General features: G+C 61.9%; 20 protein-coding genes and 3 pseudogenes. 16 read left to right on the top strand and 7 right to left on the bottom strand.

Features of this window, described 5'->3' with window-relative positions; genetic code table 11:
• Nucleotides 1-3: 3 nt before the first annotated feature.
• Genes H7687_RS09510 through H7687_RS09490 form a run of 5 tightly spaced genes read right to left on the bottom strand, consistent with a single transcriptional unit; the run spans nt 4 to nt 4,328 of the window.
• Nucleotides 4-1,146, bottom strand: coding sequence for a glutathionylspermidine synthase family protein (locus H7687_RS09510; RefSeq protein ID WP_183346807.1), 1,143 nt, complete (start codon nt 1,144-1,146; stop codon nt 4-6).
• Between the two features lies 1 nt (nt 1,147).
• Entirely contained in the window at nt 1,148-1,741 is a 594-nt protein-coding gene (locus H7687_RS09505; RefSeq protein ID WP_183346806.1) for a hypothetical protein, read from the bottom strand.
• Nucleotides 1,742-1,744: 3 nt separating this feature from the next.
• A complete protein-coding gene (locus H7687_RS09500; protein ID WP_183346805.1) occupies nt 1,745-2,809 on the bottom strand; it encodes a M48 family metallopeptidase in 1,065 nt (354 codons plus the stop codon).
• 3 nt (nt 2,810-2,812) lie between these two features.
• Nucleotides 2,813-3,727, bottom strand: a complete 915-nt coding sequence (locus H7687_RS09495; protein ID WP_183346804.1) for a cation diffusion facilitator family transporter — start codon at nt 3,725-3,727, stop codon at nt 2,813-2,815.
• 19 nt (nt 3,728-3,746) lie between these two features.
• Entirely contained in the window at nt 3,747-4,328 is a 582-nt protein-coding gene (locus H7687_RS09490; RefSeq protein ID WP_183346803.1) for a LemA family protein, read from the bottom strand.
• A 554-nt stretch (nt 4,329-4,882) separates the two neighbouring features.
• On the opposite strand from H7687_RS09490, the gene H7687_RS09485 reads away from it, so the two are divergent.
• The 3 genes from H7687_RS09485 (at nt 4,883) to H7687_RS09475 (ending at nt 6,660) form a co-directional block, all read left to right on the top strand.
• Nucleotides 4,883-5,572, top strand: coding sequence for an N-acetylmuramidase family protein (locus tag H7687_RS09485; protein WP_183346802.1), 690 nt, complete (start codon nt 4,883-4,885; stop codon nt 5,570-5,572).
• 344 nt (nt 5,573-5,916) lie between these two features.
• Nucleotides 5,917-6,132, top strand: a complete 216-nt coding sequence (locus H7687_RS09480; RefSeq protein WP_183346801.1) for a hypothetical protein — start codon at nt 5,917-5,919, stop codon at nt 6,130-6,132.
• Nucleotides 6,133-6,246: 114 nt separating this feature from the next.
• Complete coding sequence (locus tag H7687_RS09475; RefSeq protein WP_183346800.1) at nt 6,247-6,660, top strand: type II toxin-antitoxin system MqsA family antitoxin; 414 nt, start codon at nt 6,247-6,249, stop codon at nt 6,658-6,660.
• A 24-nt stretch (nt 6,661-6,684) separates the two neighbouring features.
• On the opposite strand, the gene H7687_RS09470 is transcribed toward H7687_RS09475, so the two are convergent.
• Together H7687_RS09470 and H7687_RS09465 are read right to left on the bottom strand one after the other, a co-directional pair.
• Nucleotides 6,685-7,245 carry a dihydrofolate reductase family protein gene (locus H7687_RS09470; protein WP_183346799.1) on the bottom strand — a complete coding sequence of 187 codons (561 nt, stop codon included), beginning with the start codon at nt 7,243-7,245 and terminating at the stop codon, nt 6,685-6,687.
• Nucleotides 7,246-7,273: 28 nt separating this feature from the next.
• Nucleotides 7,274-7,645 carry a hypothetical protein gene (locus H7687_RS09465; RefSeq protein ID WP_183346798.1) on the bottom strand — a complete coding sequence of 124 codons (372 nt, stop codon included), beginning with the start codon at nt 7,643-7,645 and terminating at the stop codon, nt 7,274-7,276.
• Between the two features lie 223 nt (nt 7,646-7,868).
• On the opposite strand from H7687_RS09465, the gene H7687_RS09460 reads away from it, so the two are divergent.
• The 13 genes and pseudogenes from H7687_RS09460 (at nt 7,869) to H7687_RS09400 (ending at nt 19,407) form a co-directional block, all read left to right on the top strand.
• Complete coding sequence (locus tag H7687_RS09460; RefSeq protein ID WP_183346797.1) at nt 7,869-8,330, top strand: RrF2 family transcriptional regulator; 462 nt, start codon at nt 7,869-7,871, stop codon at nt 8,328-8,330.
• A 71-nt stretch (nt 8,331-8,401) separates the two neighbouring features.
• The gene (locus tag H7687_RS09455; RefSeq protein ID WP_183346796.1) at nt 8,402-9,394 is read left to right on the top strand and encodes a sulfate ABC transporter substrate-binding protein; all 993 of its coding nucleotides are present in this window, start codon (nt 8,402-8,404) and stop codon (nt 9,392-9,394) included.
• 42 nt (nt 9,395-9,436) lie between these two features.
• Nucleotides 9,437-9,595, top strand: a complete 159-nt coding sequence (locus tag H7687_RS09450) for a YezD family protein (RefSeq protein ID WP_183346795.1) — start codon at nt 9,437-9,439, stop codon at nt 9,593-9,595.
• 165 nt (nt 9,596-9,760) lie between these two features.
• Entirely contained in the window at nt 9,761-10,588 is an 828-nt protein-coding gene (locus H7687_RS09445; protein ID WP_183346794.1) for a nucleotide-binding protein, read from the top strand.
• A 92-nt stretch (nt 10,589-10,680) separates the two neighbouring features.
• Nucleotides 10,681-10,773: pseudogene (gene nifH, locus H7687_RS09440) on the top strand (nitrogenase reductase); the annotation flags it as partial.
• Nucleotides 10,774-10,829: 56 nt separating this feature from the next.
• Entirely contained in the window at nt 10,830-11,678 is an 849-nt protein-coding gene (locus H7687_RS09435) for a radical SAM protein (RefSeq protein ID WP_183346793.1), read from the top strand.
• Nucleotides 11,675-12,745, top strand: a complete 1,071-nt coding sequence (locus H7687_RS09430; protein ID WP_183346792.1) for a uroporphyrinogen decarboxylase family protein — start codon at nt 11,675-11,677, stop codon at nt 12,743-12,745. Before H7687_RS09435 ends, H7687_RS09430 begins: the two co-directional genes overlap by 4 nt.
• Before the next feature lie 170 nt (nt 12,746-12,915).
• Nucleotides 12,916-13,746: a sulfate ABC transporter permease subunit CysT gene (gene cysT, locus H7687_RS09425; protein ID WP_183346791.1), complete on the top strand. Its 831-nt coding sequence runs from the start codon at nt 12,916-12,918 to the stop codon at nt 13,744-13,746.
• 29 nt (nt 13,747-13,775) lie between these two features.
• Entirely contained in the window at nt 13,776-14,651 is an 876-nt protein-coding gene (gene cysW, locus H7687_RS09420; RefSeq protein WP_183346790.1) for a sulfate ABC transporter permease subunit CysW, read from the top strand.
• Between the two features lie 4 nt (nt 14,652-14,655).
• Nucleotides 14,656-15,726: a sulfate/molybdate ABC transporter ATP-binding protein gene (locus H7687_RS09415; protein ID WP_183346789.1), complete on the top strand. Its 1,071-nt coding sequence runs from the start codon at nt 14,656-14,658 to the stop codon at nt 15,724-15,726.
• A 540-nt stretch (nt 15,727-16,266) separates the two neighbouring features.
• Nucleotides 16,267-16,854 carry a class I SAM-dependent methyltransferase gene (locus H7687_RS09410; protein WP_183346788.1) on the top strand — a complete coding sequence of 196 codons (588 nt, stop codon included), beginning with the start codon at nt 16,267-16,269 and terminating at the stop codon, nt 16,852-16,854.
• Nucleotides 16,770-17,393: pseudogene (locus tag H7687_RS09405) on the top strand (electron transfer flavoprotein subunit alpha/FixB family protein); the annotation flags it as partial. The gene H7687_RS09410 and the pseudogene H7687_RS09405, both read left to right, overlap by 85 nt.
• Nucleotides 17,394-17,457: 64 nt before the next feature.
• Nucleotides 17,458-19,407, top strand: a pseudogene (locus H7687_RS09400) ((Fe-S)-binding protein).
• Nucleotides 19,408-19,410: the final 3 nt, after the last annotated feature.

The following is a 19,410-nucleotide window of genomic DNA, read 5'->3' as shown; positions in this document are numbered from 1 at the left end:
GGGCTACCTGATGATGTGGCCGATGAACTGCGACCGGTCGGAGTGAATGCGGGGATCCCTGCGGAAGCCGAGCCCGGCCGGGCGCCCCGCGAAGAACACGCCTGCCTGGTACTTGTTGCCTTTGCCGTCGACTGCGAATTGCGCCAGCTCCTGCCAGATCGACTGCTGCGCACCGTAGCCGCCGTCGGCGCCCGCTATGGCACCGGTACCCAGGAGGAGCTCGACGTTCTTCCCTTCGCGCCCGAGCACGGGTTTCCTGGCGCAGGGGGCGGGCAGGGGGGCGAGCGAGGTCTTCAGAAGGTACGGATGGTCGGGGTACTTCTCATAGAGCTTGGCGAGGAAGCGCTTGTGCTGGAAGAGCAGGGTGTAGGGCGGGTTGATCACCATGGTCGATCCCGATTTCATCGACTGTCCCAACAGGTCGAGCAGTTCCGGTTCCTCGAAGGCGATCGACTCCCACGGGATGAGCTTGTAGAGGTAGGGCCAGCAGACTTCCTCGGGATCGGTGGTGAAGACCCCGCCGGGGGCGAAGGTGACGGCGTCGACGTCCTCGAAGTCGCAGTCGAACCCCGCGTCGTTGGCCGCCTTCTCGATAAGCCGGCAGGTCCAGTAGTCCTCGGAGGAGTCGAAGCAGGTGGTGAGAAGCCGCCGCTCGAGCTGCGGGTTGAGCGCTGCCAGCTTGTCGAACTGGTCCCGCAGCGCCTCGAAGAGATCGCTTGCCTGCGCCGCCTCGTCGAAGCCGTTCAGCTTCGCCTGCAGCCACTGGACCACCGCCGTTTCCAGCACCAGGGTCGCGGTGTCGGCGTTGAACTCGATCAGCTTGATCGGCACGCCGTCCATGCCGCCGGCCAGGTCGAAGCGGCCGTAGACGTGCCAGTAACGGTCCTCTTCCCAGCTCTCCCAGATCTGGGCATTCATCTCGAGCGGGAAGCCGAACTCGGGGAGGAGGTTGTTGGACATGATCTCCTCGGCGGTGTCCACGAACATCTCGTACAGCTCTTCCGCCGCGTCGAGATAGGCATCCACCTCCGGTTCGGTGAGTTCGACCATCTCGCCGGCGCACTGGTACTCCTGGTCGAACCAGTCGAACCCGGCGCGGGCGAGATCGTCCGAGCTGATCGGTTTGGCCTCCACGAGCCGCACCATGTCAGGCGCCTCCCCTGCCGCCGCCGGAGAAAAATCCGGAGCGTCCGCCGGACACGGAGGAGACCTTGCCTCCCGACATCGCGGAGGCGACGTGGTTGGCCGCGCCCTTGGACTGCAGGGCCGCCGCGCGGTTGGCGAAGCGCGCCGGGCTCACGTGGTCGTAGGAACCGGTGCGTCCCTGCCGGTAGGAGTAGAGCGTGTTGTTGTAGTAGTGGTTCAGCCAGGAGTTGTAGTGGTAGTGGCCGCCGGAGGAGCCGTCGAAGGCGGGACCTTTTTCGTACTCCTGCCGCATGGTCTCGTCATCGAGGATGTCCCTGGTGCCGTCGCAGCGGTCGATGATGGTGCTGCTGACGTTGGCCGGTTCCTGGCTCACGATGACCAGCCGCCCGTTTCTCCCCCCTTTGCCGAACGAGGGGATGCCGTGGCCGTTGTCGCAGACCTCCTTCAGGTGGATCTTCACCCCCACGCGGCTGGCCAGATCCTGTGGGCTTTTGCCGTCCGACCAGTCCCCCGACGTTCCCGCCTGCGCTTGCAAAACGCCCATGGCCAGCACGGCCAGTGCGAACGGGACCTCGGTCCTCGGTTTCCATTTCATTGCTTAACCTCCAGACGGCGCTACGGTCATGCCCCTGCCGATGAGGCGCAGGCGCGCGATCCGTTGCGACATGGGCGGGTGGGTCGAGAACAGCCCCTCTTCCTCGGAGAGATCGGCCGCGGTGGGGCTCGCTATGCACAGGTGGGCGCTGGCCTGGCTGATGCTGTGCGTCGCGCCGGCCGCGCCGGATATCTTCTCCAGGGCCGAGATGAGGGCCTGCGGGTTGCGGGTGAACTGCGCCGCCGAGGCGTCGGCCAGGTATTCGCGCTCCTTGCTGACCATGAGCGCCATGATGCGGGTGGCCAATGGGGCGAGGAGCACGGTCAGAAGCCAGATCACGAAGATGATGGTGCCGATGCGGCTGTCGTCGTCCCCGCTGCTGTCGCTGCCGCCGTGATACCGGCAGCGCGCCACGAATTCGGCGATCAGCGCCGATATCCCCACCAGCACGGTGAGCGTCGTCATCAGGCGCACGTCCTGGTTCTTGATGTGGGCGATCTCGTGGGCCACCACCGCCTGCAGTTCCTCGCGGGTCAGGGAGAGGAGCAGTCCCTCGGTCGCGGCGACGTGGAAATCGCCCGGTTTGAGGCCGACCGCCATGGCGTTCGGGTCGCGGTCGGGGATGACCCAGACCGACGGCATGGGCATGCCGGCGGCGATGGACATCTCTTCCACCACGTTGTGGAAGACCCGCCCGGGCCCCTTGGTGTCCTCGCTGACGGGCGTGGCGCGGACGGCTTTGAGCACGGTGGTGGCGGCGCTGGAGAGCTCCCACCAGGCGAGGCCGGCGCCCAGAAGTCCGATCAGGACGGTGAACACGGGGCGAAACGGTGGGGATTTTTTCTGGTAGGGGCGGATCGCCCCCGGCGGGAGTTGCGCTTCCTGGTAGGAACCCGGCCCCGTCTCCCGGTAGACCTCGGCGGGGACGGGGCGGGTGTGGGCCCGGGCCTTGTAGTGGAGCGCCAGGTCGAGTCCCAGTCCAAGCCACAGGAAGAAGGCGACGAAGAGGACCACGACCCACTTGGTCTTGCTCCGGTTCTTTTCCTGCAGCTCGAAGAAGGTCGCCACGAATTACCCCTCGCTGCGCGCTACTACAGCCGCGGGCTGGATGAAGATGTGTTTCAGCTGCGGGACCGTCTTCTGCACCTTGTCCCTCAACTCGGCTATGGTCTGTTCCAGCTCGTGGTCGTGCAACTCCTGCCTGAAGTCGACGTCGATGCAGATGAGGGAGTCGGCGACGCCGAGCTGCATGGAGCGGATGGCGCCCACCGCCAGCACGTGGTCGTGGCCGTTGATGATGCGGCGCGCATAGCGGACCTGGACCGGGTCGATCGCCTCGCCGATCATCAGCTTCCTCATCTCGTTGGCCAGAAACAGCGCCATGACGAAGAGGAGCGCGCCGATGCAGAGGGAGGAGGCCGCGTCGTAGAGGGGATTACCGGTCAGGGAAACGAGGGCGGTACCAAGGAGGGCGATAACCAGGCCCAGCAGGGCGCCGGAGTCCTCCACGAAGACTACGACCGTACCGCTGTCCTTGGAGTCGACCACGCCTCGAAGCAGATCCGAGGAGGAATGTTTCCCCATGCTGCGGCGGGCAATCAGCCAGGACTGCCCTTCGAGCACGATGGAGCAGATCAGGATCGCGTAGTTGAGATAGAGGTGCTGCAGCGGTTCGGGGTGCTGGAGCTTGTGAAACCCTTCCATGAGCGAGTAGACGCCGCCCAGGACGAAGAGCAGCATGGCGACGATGAAGCTCCAGAAGTACTCTTCCTTGCCGTGCCCGAAAGGATGGGTGTCGGTGGGAGGGATCTTGCTCCGTTTCATGCCGAAAAGGAGCAGGACCTGGTTGCCGGTGTCTGCCAGGGAGTGCACCGCTTCCGCCATCATGCCGGCGCTGTGCGTGGTGAGGGCGGCGAAAAGCTTGAACACGAAGATGACGAGGTTGTTCCTGAAGGCGACCTTGACCGCCATTTCTCCTGAAGCCATGGATTTCCTTTGCTGAGGGTTACTTGAAAGAGAGGTTCACCTTGGGGACCTCGCGGTCGGCCTGTTCGCTGATCTCCCAAAGCGTTGCCGGTGCGGCTTTGGCCATGCCGGCGAAGAGGACGTTGGGGAACTGCTGCTGTGCGACGTTGTAGCTGGTGGCGGTGTCGTTGTAGGCCTGGCGGGCGAAGCCGACCCTGTTTTCGGTGGAGGTGAGTTCTTCCTGGAACTGTGCCACGTTGCCGGTGGCCTTAAGGTCCGGGTAGGCCTCCACGATGGCGGAGAAGCGGGACAGGGCGGCGGTGAGGGCGCCCTCGGCCGCGGCGATCTCGGCGACGTTGCCGGGACCTGCGCCGGTGCAGACGCTGACGGCCTTGTTGCGGGCGGTGATGACCGCCTCCAGCGTCTCGCGTTCGAACTGCATGGCGCCGCGCACCGCCTCCACCAGGTTGGGGATCAGGTCGTGCCGTCTTTTGAGCTGCACGTCGATCTGTTTCCAGCTGTTGTTGGTCTGTTCCTTGAGGTTGATGAGGCTGTTGTACGACGAAATGGCAACGAAGACGGCGATAACGGCGATGACGCCGATGACGATCGCAGCGGTCATTTAGGTTTTCCTCCGGGAAAGTGCTGTTCATTAAAGCTTGGCCAATTAGCGGCGAACTATATATTTTTTTCTCAATGATGTCAACGGGCTGGGGGCAATAGTAACCCGCGCAGGGTGGACCGGGTGGACCGGGTGGACTGGGTGGACTGGGTGGACTGAGGGGACTGAGGGGACTGGGGGGACTGAGGGGACTGGGGGGCAGAGGCTGAGTGTGGGGAGGTAAAAGGAGTGGATGTGGCGGTGGCAAGAAAGTCTGGAAGGGGAAAACGGCGTAGTCGGCGAGGGGCGGGAGAGGCGTGTTGCTGAATGATTGAAATAGGTATTAAGGTTGGTATTATCTAATACTTTTCAGGGCGGCGGTCGCATGGAAGACAGCAGATGGTTCCTGTTCTCAGGAACTATCGGGAGGTTAATTGATGCGGTCAACTTACCTTTTCAACCGACTATGTCTGCTGCGGGACCTGCCATCAAGGACGCCGGGACCTCTTGGCATCAATGATCAAGCAGATCCAAATCTACGGACGCGGCTTGGGATTACGCCTGGGCCGTTAGGAATGAATGACGATGCTGATCCCGGTACGGTAAATTCTCTGCACTATCTTCTGAGAAAGGCACGAGCCGCAGATTCTTCGGCAGGCTACGTCATCCCCCAACCCCTCTCGTTAACACCTCCGCTTCTCTCCGATCTCGACTTTGAAACTACAGCCAAGGCTTATGACGTTGACGCTGCCGCTATCTTTGCTGTTTCCGAAGTTGAATCAGGGGGGCGGACTGGGTTTGACAGTAAGGGAAGACCTAAGGTCTTATTTGAGGCCAGGTGGTTTCACCACTTTACTGCAGGCAGATACGACCATTCTCACCCCCATCTTTCGCAAACTACTTGGGCGGGGGCAAGAAGGTTTTATGGTAAGGGACAGTGGAGGAGACTGTTTGAGGCTTTTTCAATTGACCCTAAATCAGCGGTGAAATCAGCTTCTTGGGGGAAGTTTCAAATCATGGGTTTTAACCACAGCGGATTTAAAAATGTTTTTGACTTCTGTGACGCGATGTTTCTTTCCGAGAAAGAACATTTGAAGAGTTTCCTTGCGTACTGCCAGGATCACCATCTGATCCCACTTCTAAGGGACAGAAAATGGGCTCTATTCCCTAAAGGGTATAATGGCACCGCCTATAAGCAGAATCATTATGATCTGAAGTTGGAAACGGCATATCAACATTATAAGAAGAGGAGTCTACCCCTATAATGAAAACAAATCTCCACAGGCGTTTCTCCGCGAGGCTCAATATCCAATCTGCAATCATTACCATAGTTGTATGTTGCCTCCCACCTGAGATCTCTGCGGGTGCACCTGCGTTCCCTTCACATTGCACGAGTACCGAAACCGTGGTGTTTTCTTGCAAAGTCCGCTCATCGCAAAAATACATTTCTCTTTGTGGCTCAAAATCGCTACATGCGCCAGACGCGTACTTGGTTTATCGATTTGGAACGTTAGGCCAAAAGGAGTTCTCCTATCCTGCAGACTCTGCCAGATCTGTTGAAAAATTTAGCGCTGCACACTATTTCAGGGCACGAGTGGATAGGAGGGCCGTGTCCTTCACTAACGCCAAGGTGACCTACGAAATTTTTAGCAATTTCGAAGGAGAAGAGTCTCGGCCACAACGAGATGCGGGCGTAACGATCACTGTGGCAGGAGAAAAAAAAGGGTCCAAAACCCTACACTGTGGTGCGCCTTATTTTGATCGGTTGGAAAAACTGGACGGAGTTGTGCTTAAAGGGCAGGAGTATTTAGACGATGACGAATAACTGCCCCATAATCGGATGGATGAAGGCTGTCGGTAAGTATTTGTTTTGATAAAACGGGCCTTTATGGTGTAAAAAAGAGTCGCTGAGAAGTCTGTTTTTTAAGGAAATGGATCAATGAGTAATCCTGTTTGTCCTGAAACCGGGGCGACTATGTACCGAGACGCGCGGCCCTTTACCCTTACCTATAAGGGGGAATCGATTACCTTCGAGATGCCCGGATGGTATTGTGATCGGTCTGAAGAGAGCATCCATACAGGAGAGGACCTGAAAGTGTCGGACAGAATGTTGAACAGGCTGAAGGCTTCTTGTGAGGGGCTCCTCCCGCCCGAGGAGATACGACGCATCAGGAAAAAATTGAACCTGACACAGGAGGCGGCGGGTGTGGTCATCGGAGGTGGTCCCAGGGCTTTCCAGAAATACGAAAAAGGCGATCTTCTTCCCAGCCGAGCCGTCTGCAACGCGCTCATTCTGCTGGATCGGGATCCCGAGGCTTTGTCGGTTCTCAAGGTTCCCCGGAAAGCAGCCTGAGGGAGCGCGGCGTCCAGAGGAGTCTCATGGGGCACTTTTCGGTACCTGGTAACGCAATTCGGCGAAGCCGGAGCCGAACTGCTGCACTGATACCAAGGTCAACGGGGGGGCGACCAGACGACGCGGGAAGAGCGGCTTGCCTTTGCCGAGGGTGACCGAACCTACTTGAACGATTATTTCGTCCAGCAGCCCGGCATCATAGAACTGACCGGCTAGATCACCTCCGCCTACAATCCAGATGTTCTTGGGACCGGCCGCTTTGCTCATTTCTGCGTGGACCGGCCGCACGTCTCCTCGGACGAAGTGGATCTCCGCTCCCGCAATGGCTGGCAGCTCCCTGGTTGAGAAGATCCACACCGGCTGGATGTACGGCCACGCCGATCCGGTCTCCCGGGCCACCTCGTCGGCATGACGCAGCATCCACTCGTAGGTTGCTGAACCCATCGCCAGTGCGCCGACCTCGGCGATGAACGCGGGATAGCTGCTCTCGTCGACGTTGCCTAACGTGAAAAGCCAATCCAGCGAATCGTCTTCGGTGGCAATGAACCCGTCCAGACTGGATGCTGCGTAGTACTGTGTCTTCATAACATCCCTCAAGTTACCGCTTTTCCGCTCAGCCTTCCTGTTTCGCCAGCCGCTCGCACAGGGCTTTGAAGGCCTGGGTCTCCATCTTCAGTTCTACCGGTTTGCCGTTGTCCTGGTAGCCGATGGTGACGAGGCCGCCGACGATCTCGTGCTCCATCTCGGCGAAGAGGACCGCCTTCGGGTTGATCAGCAGATTCCCGGAGCGGATGAAGCCTCTCTGCTCGAGCTCCTGGGCCATCGCTTCCTGCTCGGTCTTGTGCACCTTCTTGAACAGCTGCTTGCGCACGGCGCTGCCGTCAAACCAGACATCGATGAGGCGCGTGTCGTCACCGACGAGCGGGTTTTCGGCAGGTGTGGTGAGTTGGGCGGCGAGTATCTTGTCGGTATTGATGTAACGCATGGGAAACTCCTTTGACTGAACCACTGGCAGGATGAGAGTGCATAGGCCCGGACTGTACATCGTTTTTGCGCCGGTTTCAACGTAAGAGAGTGGATGAATGACTGCTGAAAAAAACTGAATGATTTCTGCCTGATGCTGCCGCGGCGTCGAAAGTTCCAAAAAAATGTTGACAGAAAGTGACGCAGGGGTTATACACAAGTCTACAAAAACGACAGGGTAATAGATGATATCGAAGAAAACCAAATACGGCCTCAAGGCCCTCATCTACCTTGCGCGCCAGTACGAGCAGGGACCGATCCTGATCGCGGACCTCGCGCGTGACGAGAATATACCCAAAAAGTTTCTGGAAGCCATCCTGCTGGCCCTGAAAAACAGCGGCATCCTGCAGAGCCGGAAAGGGAAGGGGGGCGGCTACTACCTGGGCCGTTCGCCAAGGCTTATTACCATGGGGCAGGCCATCCGTGTCATGGAAGGTCCCCTGGCGCCGGTTCCCTGCGTCAGCGAGACCGCGTACGCGAAGTGTACCGAGTGCGGCAACGAGAACACCTGCGGCATCCGGCTGGTGATGAAGGACGTACGCGACGCGATCGCCCAGATCCTCGACAACACCACCCTGGCCGATGTGCTCAACCGCGTCGACCACGCCGAACTCTCTGAAAAGAACGTCATCGATTTTTGTATCTAAGCACGGCAGCACTTTTTTTTGCCTTTTAAATCTATCAAATCTGTAGACTAAACAGAAAAAGGAGAATCGCCATGAAGAGACAGATCCGCACCGCTTTTGTCACACTGCTCACCGCAGCACTGCCCCTCAGCGCCTTTGCGGCACAGGAGTTCCTCAACGTCTCGTACGATCCGACCCGCGAGCTGTACCAGGACTTCAACAAGGCCTTTGCCAAGAAAGGGCACTCCAATGTCACCTTCAAGCAGTCCCACGGCGGTTCCGGCAAGCAGGCAAGGGCGGTGATCGACGGTCTCGAGGCCGACGTGGTCACCCTGGCGCTGGCCTATGACATCGACGAGATCAGCGACAAGGCGAAGCTCCTTCCGGCCGAGTGGCAGAAGAGGCTGCCCAACAACAGTTCTCCCTATACCTCGACCATAGTCTTCCTGGTGCGCAAGGGTAACCCCAAGAAGATCAAGGACTGGAACGACCTGGTGAAGCCGGGCGTTGCCGTCATCACGCCGAACCCGAAGACCTCCGGTGGCGCCCGCTGGAACTACCTGGCGGCCTGGGCCTACGCCCTGAAGCAGAAGGGGGGCAACGAGGCGAAGGCCAAGCAGTTCGTTTCCGAACTCTTCAAGCACGTACCGGTGCTCGATTCCGGCGCCCGCGGCGCCACCACGACCTTCGTGCAGCGCGGCCAGGGCGACGTGCTGCTCGCCTGGGAGAACGAGGCGTTCCTCGCCGTCAACGAACTGGGCAAGGACAAGTTCGAGATCGTGGTGCCGTCCTTGAGCATCCTGGCCGAGCCGCCGGTCGCCGTGGTGGACAAGGTGGTCGACAAGAAGGGAACCAGGAAGCTCGCCGAGGAGTACCTGAAGTACCTCTACTCGCCTGAGGGCCAGGAGATCGCGGCCAAGCACTACTACCGTCCGCGCGACAAAAAGGTGGCCGCCAAGTACGCCAAGGTGTTCCCCAAGGTGAAGCTCGTTACCATCGACGACACCTTCGGCGGCTGGCGCAAGGCGCAGAAGACCCACTTCACCGACGGCGGGATGTTCGACCAGATCTACGGCGTGAAATAAAGCGGCGCGCGAGGCACCGTATCAAAGGAGGTCATGGGGAGCATGGAGACGACATCGGAACAGTCTGGCAAGCTGAGCAGAGACCTCGAGCAAAGGATCCGCCTGGCGCTCCGGGACCTTCGTTACGGCACCGTTACCCTCGTGGTCCAGGACGGGAAAGTGATCCAACTCGACAAGAACGAGAAGATCAGGATCCAATAGCGAAAGAACAACCAGAGTAGTAGAGAAGAACAACGAGAAAACCACCTGCAGCTGACCAGATAAACTGGAGGCCAGGCTTTAACCGGATGCACGGTTATGCCTGGCCTTTTTTGTTTGCATAGCATCAACCCGGCCGCACGGGGACGAAACGCAAAGGAGGAACAGATGGCCGGACGGCACATTGTCATCGCGGGGAAAAGCGGCACGGGGAAGTCGACAGTGGCGGCGAACCTCGGCGGAGCCCTGGCCGAGGCGGGTAGGCGCGTCCTACTGGTCGGTTACGACAGCCACCGCAGTTCTGCCGGTACCTTGAGCGGCGGCAATGAGATGGAGGCGTTGCCGGGGTGGCTGCACGGCGAGGATGTCCCCCTCTACTCGCGCGGCTACCGCGGCACCCTATGCCTCGAGGCCGGAGCGGCCGTGGCACGCAGGGAAGAGCTGGAGAAGGCGCTTCTTGCCCATCCCCTGGTCGAGTCATTCCAGCCGGAGTACGTGCTGCACGACTTCACCTGGGAATCCGGCGGGGATGTGCGTCTGCCGGCAGGAGTCGACGGGGTGGTGGGCCTCGTGGCGGTGACTTCCGCCGACCGCTGCTCCCTGCAGGTGGTGAACGGGCTCTTTGCCTGGCTCAACACCATCGCCGCGGCCAACACGCGACTGGGAGGGGTGGTCGCCAACAACCTGTCCGGGCCGCTGCAGGAGGCGATCGTATCCGACTTCGCAGCGCAGACCGGGACCTCGGTGCTGGCCACCATCCCGCACTCCATCATGGTCTCGGTGAGCGACTTCTACGGCCAGACACTCCTGGAGTCCGCACCCTTCTCCCACGTCACCTACGCCTACCGGAAACTGGCGCGGAACCTCTCCGAGGGGGGCGCGCTGCGCCGTCCCAAGGCACTGGACGACCACGCCATGCAACGCTGGGCGGGGAAGTGGGGGAGCATCATCGCCGAGCTCGAGACCGGCGTGGTGAACGGCGGACTGGGCATCTGACAGGACTTTTTTCAACCACGACAGCGCAACGGCGCTGCGGCCTTGGGGCCAAATCAACAAGCAAAGGAGCAAACGACATGTCCGGCAAAAAAGTGAAAACCATCGCCATCTACGGCAAGGGGGGGATCGGCAAATCGACCACCACCTCCAACATCAGTGCCGCCCTAGCCGCCTCCGGCCGGCGAGGTAAGAAGCAGCGGTGCCAGCATTTAGAGCGGACGGAGTGGGGAGGGGAGGAGGCATGGCGACTTCATGCACGAGGGACAAGTTCCTGCACGGGCATCCGTGCTTCGGCGGGGACCGGCACAGGAACGGGCGCATCCACCTCGCCGTGGCGCCGCGCTGCAACATCACGTGCGGCTATTGCGACAGAAGGCACGACTGCACCAACGAGTCGCGCCCCGGCGTGACCAGCAGGCTCCTGACGCCGCCTGAGGCGCTGGAGCGGGTGCGCGGCGTCATGGCCGGCGCCACGTGCGGCTCGCTGATCAGGGTCATCGGCATTGCCGGGCCGGGGGATCCCCTGGCCAACGCAGAAACCTTCGAGACGTTCACACTGGTGCAGCGGGAATTCCCGGACCTGCTCTTCTGTCTGAGCACGAACGGGCTGGCGCTCCCCGACCGGATCGACCACCTCTCCGGCGTCAACCTGCACAGTCTCACCGTCACCATCAACGCCGCAGACCCGGAGGTGGGGGGGCGGATCTACCGGGAGGTCCGGTATCGCGGCCGCGTCCTGCGTGGCGCCGAGGGAGCGGAGACCCTGATCCGCAACCAGTTCGAGGGGGTGCGCGTTGCCGCGCAGCGCGGCATGGTGGTCAAGGTGAACACGGTGCTCATCCCGGGAATCAACGAGGAGCAGATCCCGCTTGTCGCACAGAAGGCGAGCGAGGCGGGGGCTTTTGTCATGAACGTGATGCCCATCATCCCACAGGCGAATCTCGCCCACGTCCCCCGGCCGACCCCGGAGCACCTGGAACAGGTCCGCTCTGCCAACGAAGCCACCATCGCACAGTTCCGCGGCTGCCAGCAGTGCCGCGCCGACGCGGTCGGCCTGATCGGTGGCTGTGCAAGGAGCCCGCAATCATGAAAGAGGCGGTAGCGCAGCCGGTGCAGGAATGGATGTCCTCCAGGGAGAGGACCATTGCGGCCCTTAACGGGAAGCCGTACGATCGCATCCCGGTGAACCTCCTGATCAGCGACCACGCGGCGCGCGTCATCGGCGTGAGCGTCGGCGACTACAACAACTCGGCCGACCTCCTGGCCCGCGGCCAGATCGCGGCCTGGCGCAGGTACGGCACCGACAACGTCAACACCGGTCCGGGACTCACCGGCGTCGCCGAGGCGATCGGGAGCAAGGTCGCCTTTCCCGACAGCACCCCCTATATCGCCGAGAGCGTGGTGACGCACGAGTCGGTGCTGGATTCCCTGAAGGTGCCGGACCCCGAGAAGGACGGCCGCCTGCCGCTGTTTCTCGACGCGGCGACCCAGGTGCTCAAGGAAATCGGCGATGAGGTTCCCCTCGGCATGACCTGCGCGGGACCCTTCACCACGGCGGCCGGCATCCGCGGCACTGAAAAGTTTCTCCGCGACCTGCGCAGGAACCCGGCCTTCGCCCACCGCCTGCTGCGGCACTCGACCGAGAGTATCATCCGCTTCGCCAGGGCGGCCCTCGAGCGCGGCGCCAGGATCGGCCTCGCCGACCCGACCGCCTCCGGGACCATGATCTCGCCCACACTGTTCACGGCGTTCGCGCTCCCCTACCTGAAGGAGGTCTGCGCCGCCATCAAGGCGGAGAGCGGCGCGGCTCCTTCCCTTCACATCTGCGGCAACACGACCAGGATCTGGTCCGAGATGGCGGACACCGGCGCATCGGTGCTGAGCCTCGACGACGTGGTCGATCTGGCCGACGCGAAGGCGGAGGTGGGGGACAGGGTGGCGCTTCTGGGCAACATACGCCCCACCGCGACCATGTTCCTCGGCACTCCCGACGATGTCCTCACCAATGCGAGGGAGTGTATCGCCAAGGCGTGGGACAATCCGAAGGGATACATCCTCGGGCTTGGCTGCGGCCTCCCCATCGACACACCACCCGCCAATATAGACGCGTTGGTAGCAGCGGCGCGGAGTTACGGACGTCCACCACTCCAACTCTGACCACTTGTGCGTACTTTACCTGTCTGCCGTCCTTTTTGCAGGATATTACTCTACAGATTTTGTATAAAATTGAGTTGACAACGGCAGGATGGTAGTGTTAAACATAACTCCACCAATTCGATGGAAATATGGGAATTAAAGCCGCTGGTTGCGGATCGAACGGGGGGGGTATGGCTGGGGGGAGAGCAAAGAACAACGTCTTACCGGGCTTTACCCCGGCGCTCGGTTACACCATCTTCTATCTGAGCCTGATCGTGCTCATCCCCCTCTCGGCGCTCTTTTTCAAGACCGCCACCCTCACGTGGGACGACTTCGTCGCTGCGGTTACCGCGCCCCGGGTGCTGGCTTCCTATCGCGTTACCTTCGGCGCCTCGCTTGCCGCCGCCGTCATCAACGGCTTCTTCGGCGTGCTGGTGGCCTGGGTGCTGGTGCGCTACCGCTTCCCGGGCAAGAAGCTGATTGACGCCCTGGTGGATCTCCCGTTCGCCCTCCCCACCGCCGTCGCCGGTATCACGCTGGCCAGCATCTACTCGCAAAACGGCTGGCTGGGGCGCTACCTGGAGCCGCGCGGCATCAAGGTCGCCTTCACCCCCCTCGGCATTGCCGTCGCCATGGTCTTCATCGGCCTCCCCTTCGTGGTGCGCACGGTCCAACCGGTGCTGGAAGAGTTGGACCAGGAGATCGAGGAGGCTGCCTCCTGCCTCGGTGCCAACCGCTGGCAGACCTTCCGCAGGGTGCTGCTCCCGACCATGCTCCCCGCCATTCTCACCGGCTTTGCCCTTTCCTTCGCCCGTGCGGTCGGCGAGTACGGCTCAATCATCTTCATCGCCGGCAACATGCCGATGGTCTCCGAGATCACGCCGCTGCTCATCATCACCAAGCTGGAACAGTACGATTACGCCGGCGCGACCGCCATCGCCACCGTCATGCTTGTGGTTTCCTTCTTCATGCTGCTCTGCATCAACCTGTTGCAGAAGTGGAGCAGGCGCTTTGCGGAATAAACGGGCCTTGGCGCCGGGAGGGATAGGACATGGTTGGTAAGGGTCTTCACAAAAAGGAGAGGAAAGGGGCGACGGTGACGGAGCCGGCCTGGGTGCGCTGGCTGCTGATTTCGGTTGCCCTGGCCTTCCTGGCGCTGTTCCTGGTGCTGCCGCTGGCTGCGGTCTTCGCGCAGGCGCTGGAAAAGGGATGGGAGGCCTACCTGGCTGCACTCAAGGAGCCGGACACGATCTCGGCCATCCGGCTCACGCTGATCACCGCCGCGGTGTGCGTGCCCCTGAACCTCTTCTTCGGCATCGTTGCGGCCTGGGCCATCGCCAAGTTCAGCTTCCCCGGCAAGAGCTTCCTCATCACGCTGATCGACCTGCCGTTCTCGGTCTCGCCGGTGGTCTCCGGCCTCATCTACGTGCTGATCTTCGGCCTGCAAGGGTGGCTCGGCCCCTGGCTGCAGGAGCACGACATCAAGATCATCTTCGCGGTCCCGGGCATCATCCTCGCCACCATCTTCGTCACCTTCCCGTTCATCGCGCGGGAGTTGATCCCGCTCATGGAATCGCAGGGGCGCGAGGAGGAGGAAGCGGCGCTCACCCTTGGGGCCAACGGCCTGCAGACCTTTCTGCGGGTGACCTTCCCCAACATCAAGTGGGGCATCCTGTACGGCGTCATCCTCTGCAACGCGAGGGCCATGGGGGAATTCGGCGCGGTATCGGTCGTTTCCGGCCACGTGCGTGGCTCCACCAACACGATCCCGCTCCAGGTCGAGATTCTCTACAACGAATACAGCTACGCAGCGGCCTTCGCGGTGGCATCACTCCTGGCGCTGCTGGCCCTGGTGACCTTGGCGGTCAAGACCGTGTCCGAATGGAAGATGCAGCAGACGATATCAGCAGCAGAGACAGAAAGGTAACCCCATGAGCATCGAAATCCAAGCCGTAAGCAAGTCGTTTGGCACCTTTACCGCCTTGAAGGATGTGAGTCTCAAGGTTCCCTCGGGGGAACTGGTGGCACTCCTCGGCCCCTCCGGCTCGGGAAAGACGTCGCTGTTGCGCATCATCGCCGGGTTGGAGAGCCCTGACAGCGGCAGAATCCTTTTCGATGGCGAGGAGGCCACCAAGCGTCAGGTCCAGGAACGCCAGGTGGGGTTCGTGTTCCAGCACTACGCCCTGTTCCGGCACATGACCGTTTTCGATAACATCGCCTTCGGCCTCACCGTCAAGCCCAAGAAGAGCCGCCCCAGCAAACAGGAGATCCGGGACAAGGTGCACAACCTGCTCAAGCTGATCCAGTTGGAAAACCTGGCCGACCGCTACCCGGCGCAACTCTCCGGCGGGCAGCGGCAGCGCGTGGCGCTGGCCCGGGCCCTGGCCGTCGAGCCGCAGGTGCTCTTGCTGGACGAGCCTTTCGGGGCGCTGGATGCCAAGGTGAGGCTGGAACTGCGCCGGTGGCTGCGACGCCTGCACGACGAGATCCACGTCACCAGTGTCTTCGTGACCCACGACCAGGAGGAGGCGCTCGAGGTGGCCGACCGGATCGTGGTCATGAACGAGGGGCGCATCGAGCAGGAAGGGACGCCGTCCGAGGTGTACGACCGCCCGGCTACCCCGTTCGTCTACGACTTCCTCGGCAGCGTCAATCTGTTCCATGGCAGGGTACACGAGGGGACCGCGCAGATGGCGGGTCTCGACCTGTCCTCGCCGGAGAACGCCTCGGCGCAGGATGCCCCCGCCGTCGGCTATGTCCGTTCGCACGACATCGCCATCGAGCGGGACGGCAACGGTTCCGGTGCCATCAAGGCAGAGGTCCGCTACCTCCTCTCTGTCGGTCCTCTTGTGCGCGTCGACTTGGTTCTTTCCGGCAGTGACCGGACCATCGAGGCGGAGCTGCCGCGCGACGAGGCGGACCGGCTTCAGTTGCAGGTAGGGGAACAGGTCTACGCAAGGCCGCGCAAGATGCGCGTCTTCGTTGAGGATTACCAGATCTAGCAACACTCTATAAAAATTGTAGGATAGATAGAAAATGGCTTGACTTGATCAGGCCCAGGCGCTATGATCAGCGCCATCAATAACGGTGGGGCTCCCCAAGCTTCATCATCATAAACTGGTTGACCAGACAAACTGGAGGCCAAGGTAAGCGAACCCCTCATGGGAGGCGCTACCTTGGCCTTTTTTCATTTTGGTGGTCCGGGGGGAGGGGACTGGCTCCGCCAGGTGCCTGTCCCCTTAGGCCTGGGGAAGGTGGCTGAAGCTGAAGGGAGCGTCCCGCTAGAGGGACAGGCACCTAACGGAGCCAGTCCCTTCTGCCTTGGGCACGTATCCGCGCCCCCTCAAAGAAGACGCTTGGGCAGGTGTCTACGCCCCTCCCCCCGGAGGGGGGAGGCTGGGAGGGGGACGCTTTGGGGAACTACAAAAACAGTCGGAGGTGCAGTATGGGGTTGAGAGTGGCTTTGGCAACCAGTGACGGAATCTCGGGCTCTCCTACAGCGACGCCGCCTGCCGCAGGAATGGCTCCCGGGCGCTCGTTCCGTGATCAGCGTCTTTCTCCCCTTCACCGGGCACATTACCGACCACTACACGAAAGATCAGCGCTACTCGGCCATCGAGTTCTCGTCCGGGAAATGGAACGGCTCGAAGTTCCTTAACGTGGTGCGACGTTCCCTGATCCGTTTCGTCGAGCGCCACGGGGGGAGGGCGGTCGCGCCCAACATCGACCCGCGCTACGATTCCGACGACTGGCGCCCCTTCTGGTCCGAGCGGCACACCGCCTTCGCCGCCGTATCAGGAGCATATATGGCGACAGCAGCACTGAGTGTCAGCAAATATCTGGAGTTTTTCAGGAAGAAAGAGGTGCGCTCGGTCCTCGATTACGGTGCAGGCACCCTGCGTAACTCCGCCTTCATGGCGGAAGCCGGTTTCAGGGTGTACGCGGCGGACCTTCCGGTGCAGGTGGCCCGTATCATGAAGATGGCCAGCGCGAGGAAGCTCGCCGGTGTTCTCGACGTGGACGAGTTGGCGGGCGGCAGATTGGACGCCCGGCCTTCGGCGGCAACATCATGGCCACCATCATGTGCGACCGCTTCCGCCCCCAGATGGCGACGGTGCGTCCCCACGTGATGGCCATGCCGGAACGGCTCCCGGGGCGGACCGGCGTCGTGGTCAACGAGGAGTACGGCCTGCGCGAGGAGGACGTGCTCGCCAAGGTGATCGAGTCGATCAGCGACAAGGGGGGCAAGGACATCGATATCGCCGGGGCCGAGATCATCGTCTCGGGGGGGCGCGGCCTGATGGGGAAGGAGAACTTCGCCATGCTGCACGAGCTCGCCGCGGAACTGGGCGGCGTGGTCGGCGCCTCCAGGAGCGCCGTCGATGCCGGGTGGATGCCGCACAGCCGCCAGGTCGGGCAGACCGGCAAGACGGTGCGCCCAAAGATCTACATCGCCTGCGGCATCTCCGGCGCCATCCAGCACCTGGTCGGCATGCAGGACTCCGACGTCGTCATCGCCATCAACCGCGACCCCGAGGCCCCCATCTTCCAGGTCGCCACCTACGGCATCGTGGGTGACGTGTTCGAGATCGTGCCGGCCCTGACCAAGAGGGTGCGCACCATGAAAGAGCAGCGCGGCGGGAGACTCCCCGACCGGCTCGCCGTTTGACCGACAGTTGTAAGGGGACAGGCGCCTGCGGGGCCAGTCCCATCAACCGCTTGCGAGGTATCACATGCAAAGCCACCCGTACTTCATGCCGTTGTTGCTCGTCGCCGTCCTGACCTTCTGTTACAGCTGCTACCAGCGCCTGCAACTGGTCACCGCCGGCGCCGCCGAGGATCGCTCGACCGCCCGGGCGAGCGCCTGGCCGGGGTCTTCTCCTACGCCTTCGGGCAGAGGCGCGTTCTGTCTCGCCCGTTCGGCGTGAACCACTTCGTGCTGTTCTGGGCCTTCTTGCTGCTCCTGGTCGCCAACGGTGACTTCCTGTGGCAGGGGCTCTTCCCGGGAAGCGGGCTCTCCGCTCTGCCGGAAGCGATCCGCCACCCGCTCGAACTCGCCTTCGACCTGGTGTCGCTCCTTGCGCTCGTCAGCGTTCTCGTGGCACTGGCGCGCCGGCTCTTTTTCGCGCCGTCGTATCTCGGCAACGACTACACCAAGCCCTGCAGCGGCGAGGCGCTCCTCATCCTCGGGATGATCGCGACGCTCATGGCGGCGTACTTCCTGATGAACGCGGCCCGCCTCGCCCCCGGGTCGCAGACGTGGCAGCCGTGTCTCACGGGCGGTCTCCTTTTTCTTGCAGGGTCTTCCTGCAGCAACACTGGACGGCGTCGCTTCGGTCTCCTGGTGGGCGCATGCGATAGTGTTGCTTCTTTTTCTCAACCTGCTGCCGCGCAGCAAGCACATGCACATCCTGACCGCCATCCCCAACTGCTACTTCAGAAACCTCGAGCATCCGGCGGTCCCGCCGCGCGAGGAGTTCCAGATGGGGAACCGGTTCGGTGTCAGCGGCGTCGAGCAGTTTTCCTGGAAGGACCTGCTGGATTCCTTCTCCTGCACCGAATGCGGACGCTGCCAGGACCTCTGTCCCGCGCACAACACGGGGAAATCCCTGAACCCGCGCCGCGTCGTCCACGACGTCAAGGTGAACCTGCTGGAAAAGGGTGGCAAGCCGCTCATCGGACCCAAGGGGGAGGGGACCAGCAGCGAGGAATCGCTGTGGGACTGCACCACATGCGGCGCCTGCCTCTCGGTCTGCCCGGTCCTCATCGAGCACCTCCCCAAGATCGTCAAGATGCGCCGGCACCTGGTGCAGGAAAAGGCCCGGTTCCCGGAAGAGCTTTTGAACCTCTTCGAGAACATGGAGCAGCGCAGCAACCCCTGGGGCATCGCCCCCTCCGAGCGCGGCAAGTGGACCTCGGTCCTCGGTGAGCGCAGCTTCAAACCGGGGGAGACCGAATACCTCTTCTTCGTCGGCTGCGCCGGCTCCTTCGACAGCCGCGCCAAGCAGACCACGCTCGCCCTGGCGACCACCCTGGACCGGGCCGGCATCAGCTGGGGCATCCTGGGCAAGGACGAGATCTGCTGCGGCGACAGCGTCCGGCGCCTGGGGAACGAGTTCGTCTTCGACAAGATGGCGCGCGACAACGTGGCGATGTTCCGCGAGCGCGGCGTGAAGAAGATCGTCACCGCGTGCCCGCACTGCTTCAGCACCTTGAAGAACGACTACAGGCAGTACGGCGTCGAGCTGGAGGTGGTGCACCACAGCGAGCTGATCGCCCAACTGGTCGGCGACGGCAAGCTCAAGGCGCCCAAGAAGGCAGGGCAGGGGAAGGTGCTCTTCCATGACTCCTGCTACCTGGGACGCCACAACGACACCTACGCGGCGCCCCGCGCCGTCATCGAGGCGGCCACCGGGGCGAGCCCCGGCGACTTCGAGCGCAACCGGGAGAACGGCTTCTGCTGCGGCGCGGGCGGCGGCAGGATGTGGATGGAGGAACAGACCGGAGCGAGGATCAACCACGAACGGGTCAAGGAAGCCCTCAAGCAGCAACCCGACACCATCTGCGTCAGCTGCCCCTACTGCATGACCATGCTGGAGGACGGGCTCAAGGACCAGGGGGCGGAGAAGGTACGGGTAAGGGACATCGCAGAGGTAATGGCCGAGGCATTAAACGACCGATAGGGA

Origin of the sequence: Geomonas paludis (genome assembly GCF_014193585.1) — a bacterium.
In the GTDB taxonomy this organism is placed as follows: Bacteria; Desulfobacterota; Desulfuromonadia; order Geobacterales; family Geobacteraceae; genus Geomonas; species Geomonas paludis.
The sequence above is the reverse complement of the archived record's forward strand: the minus strand, read 5'-3'. Positions and strand labels throughout refer to the sequence as shown.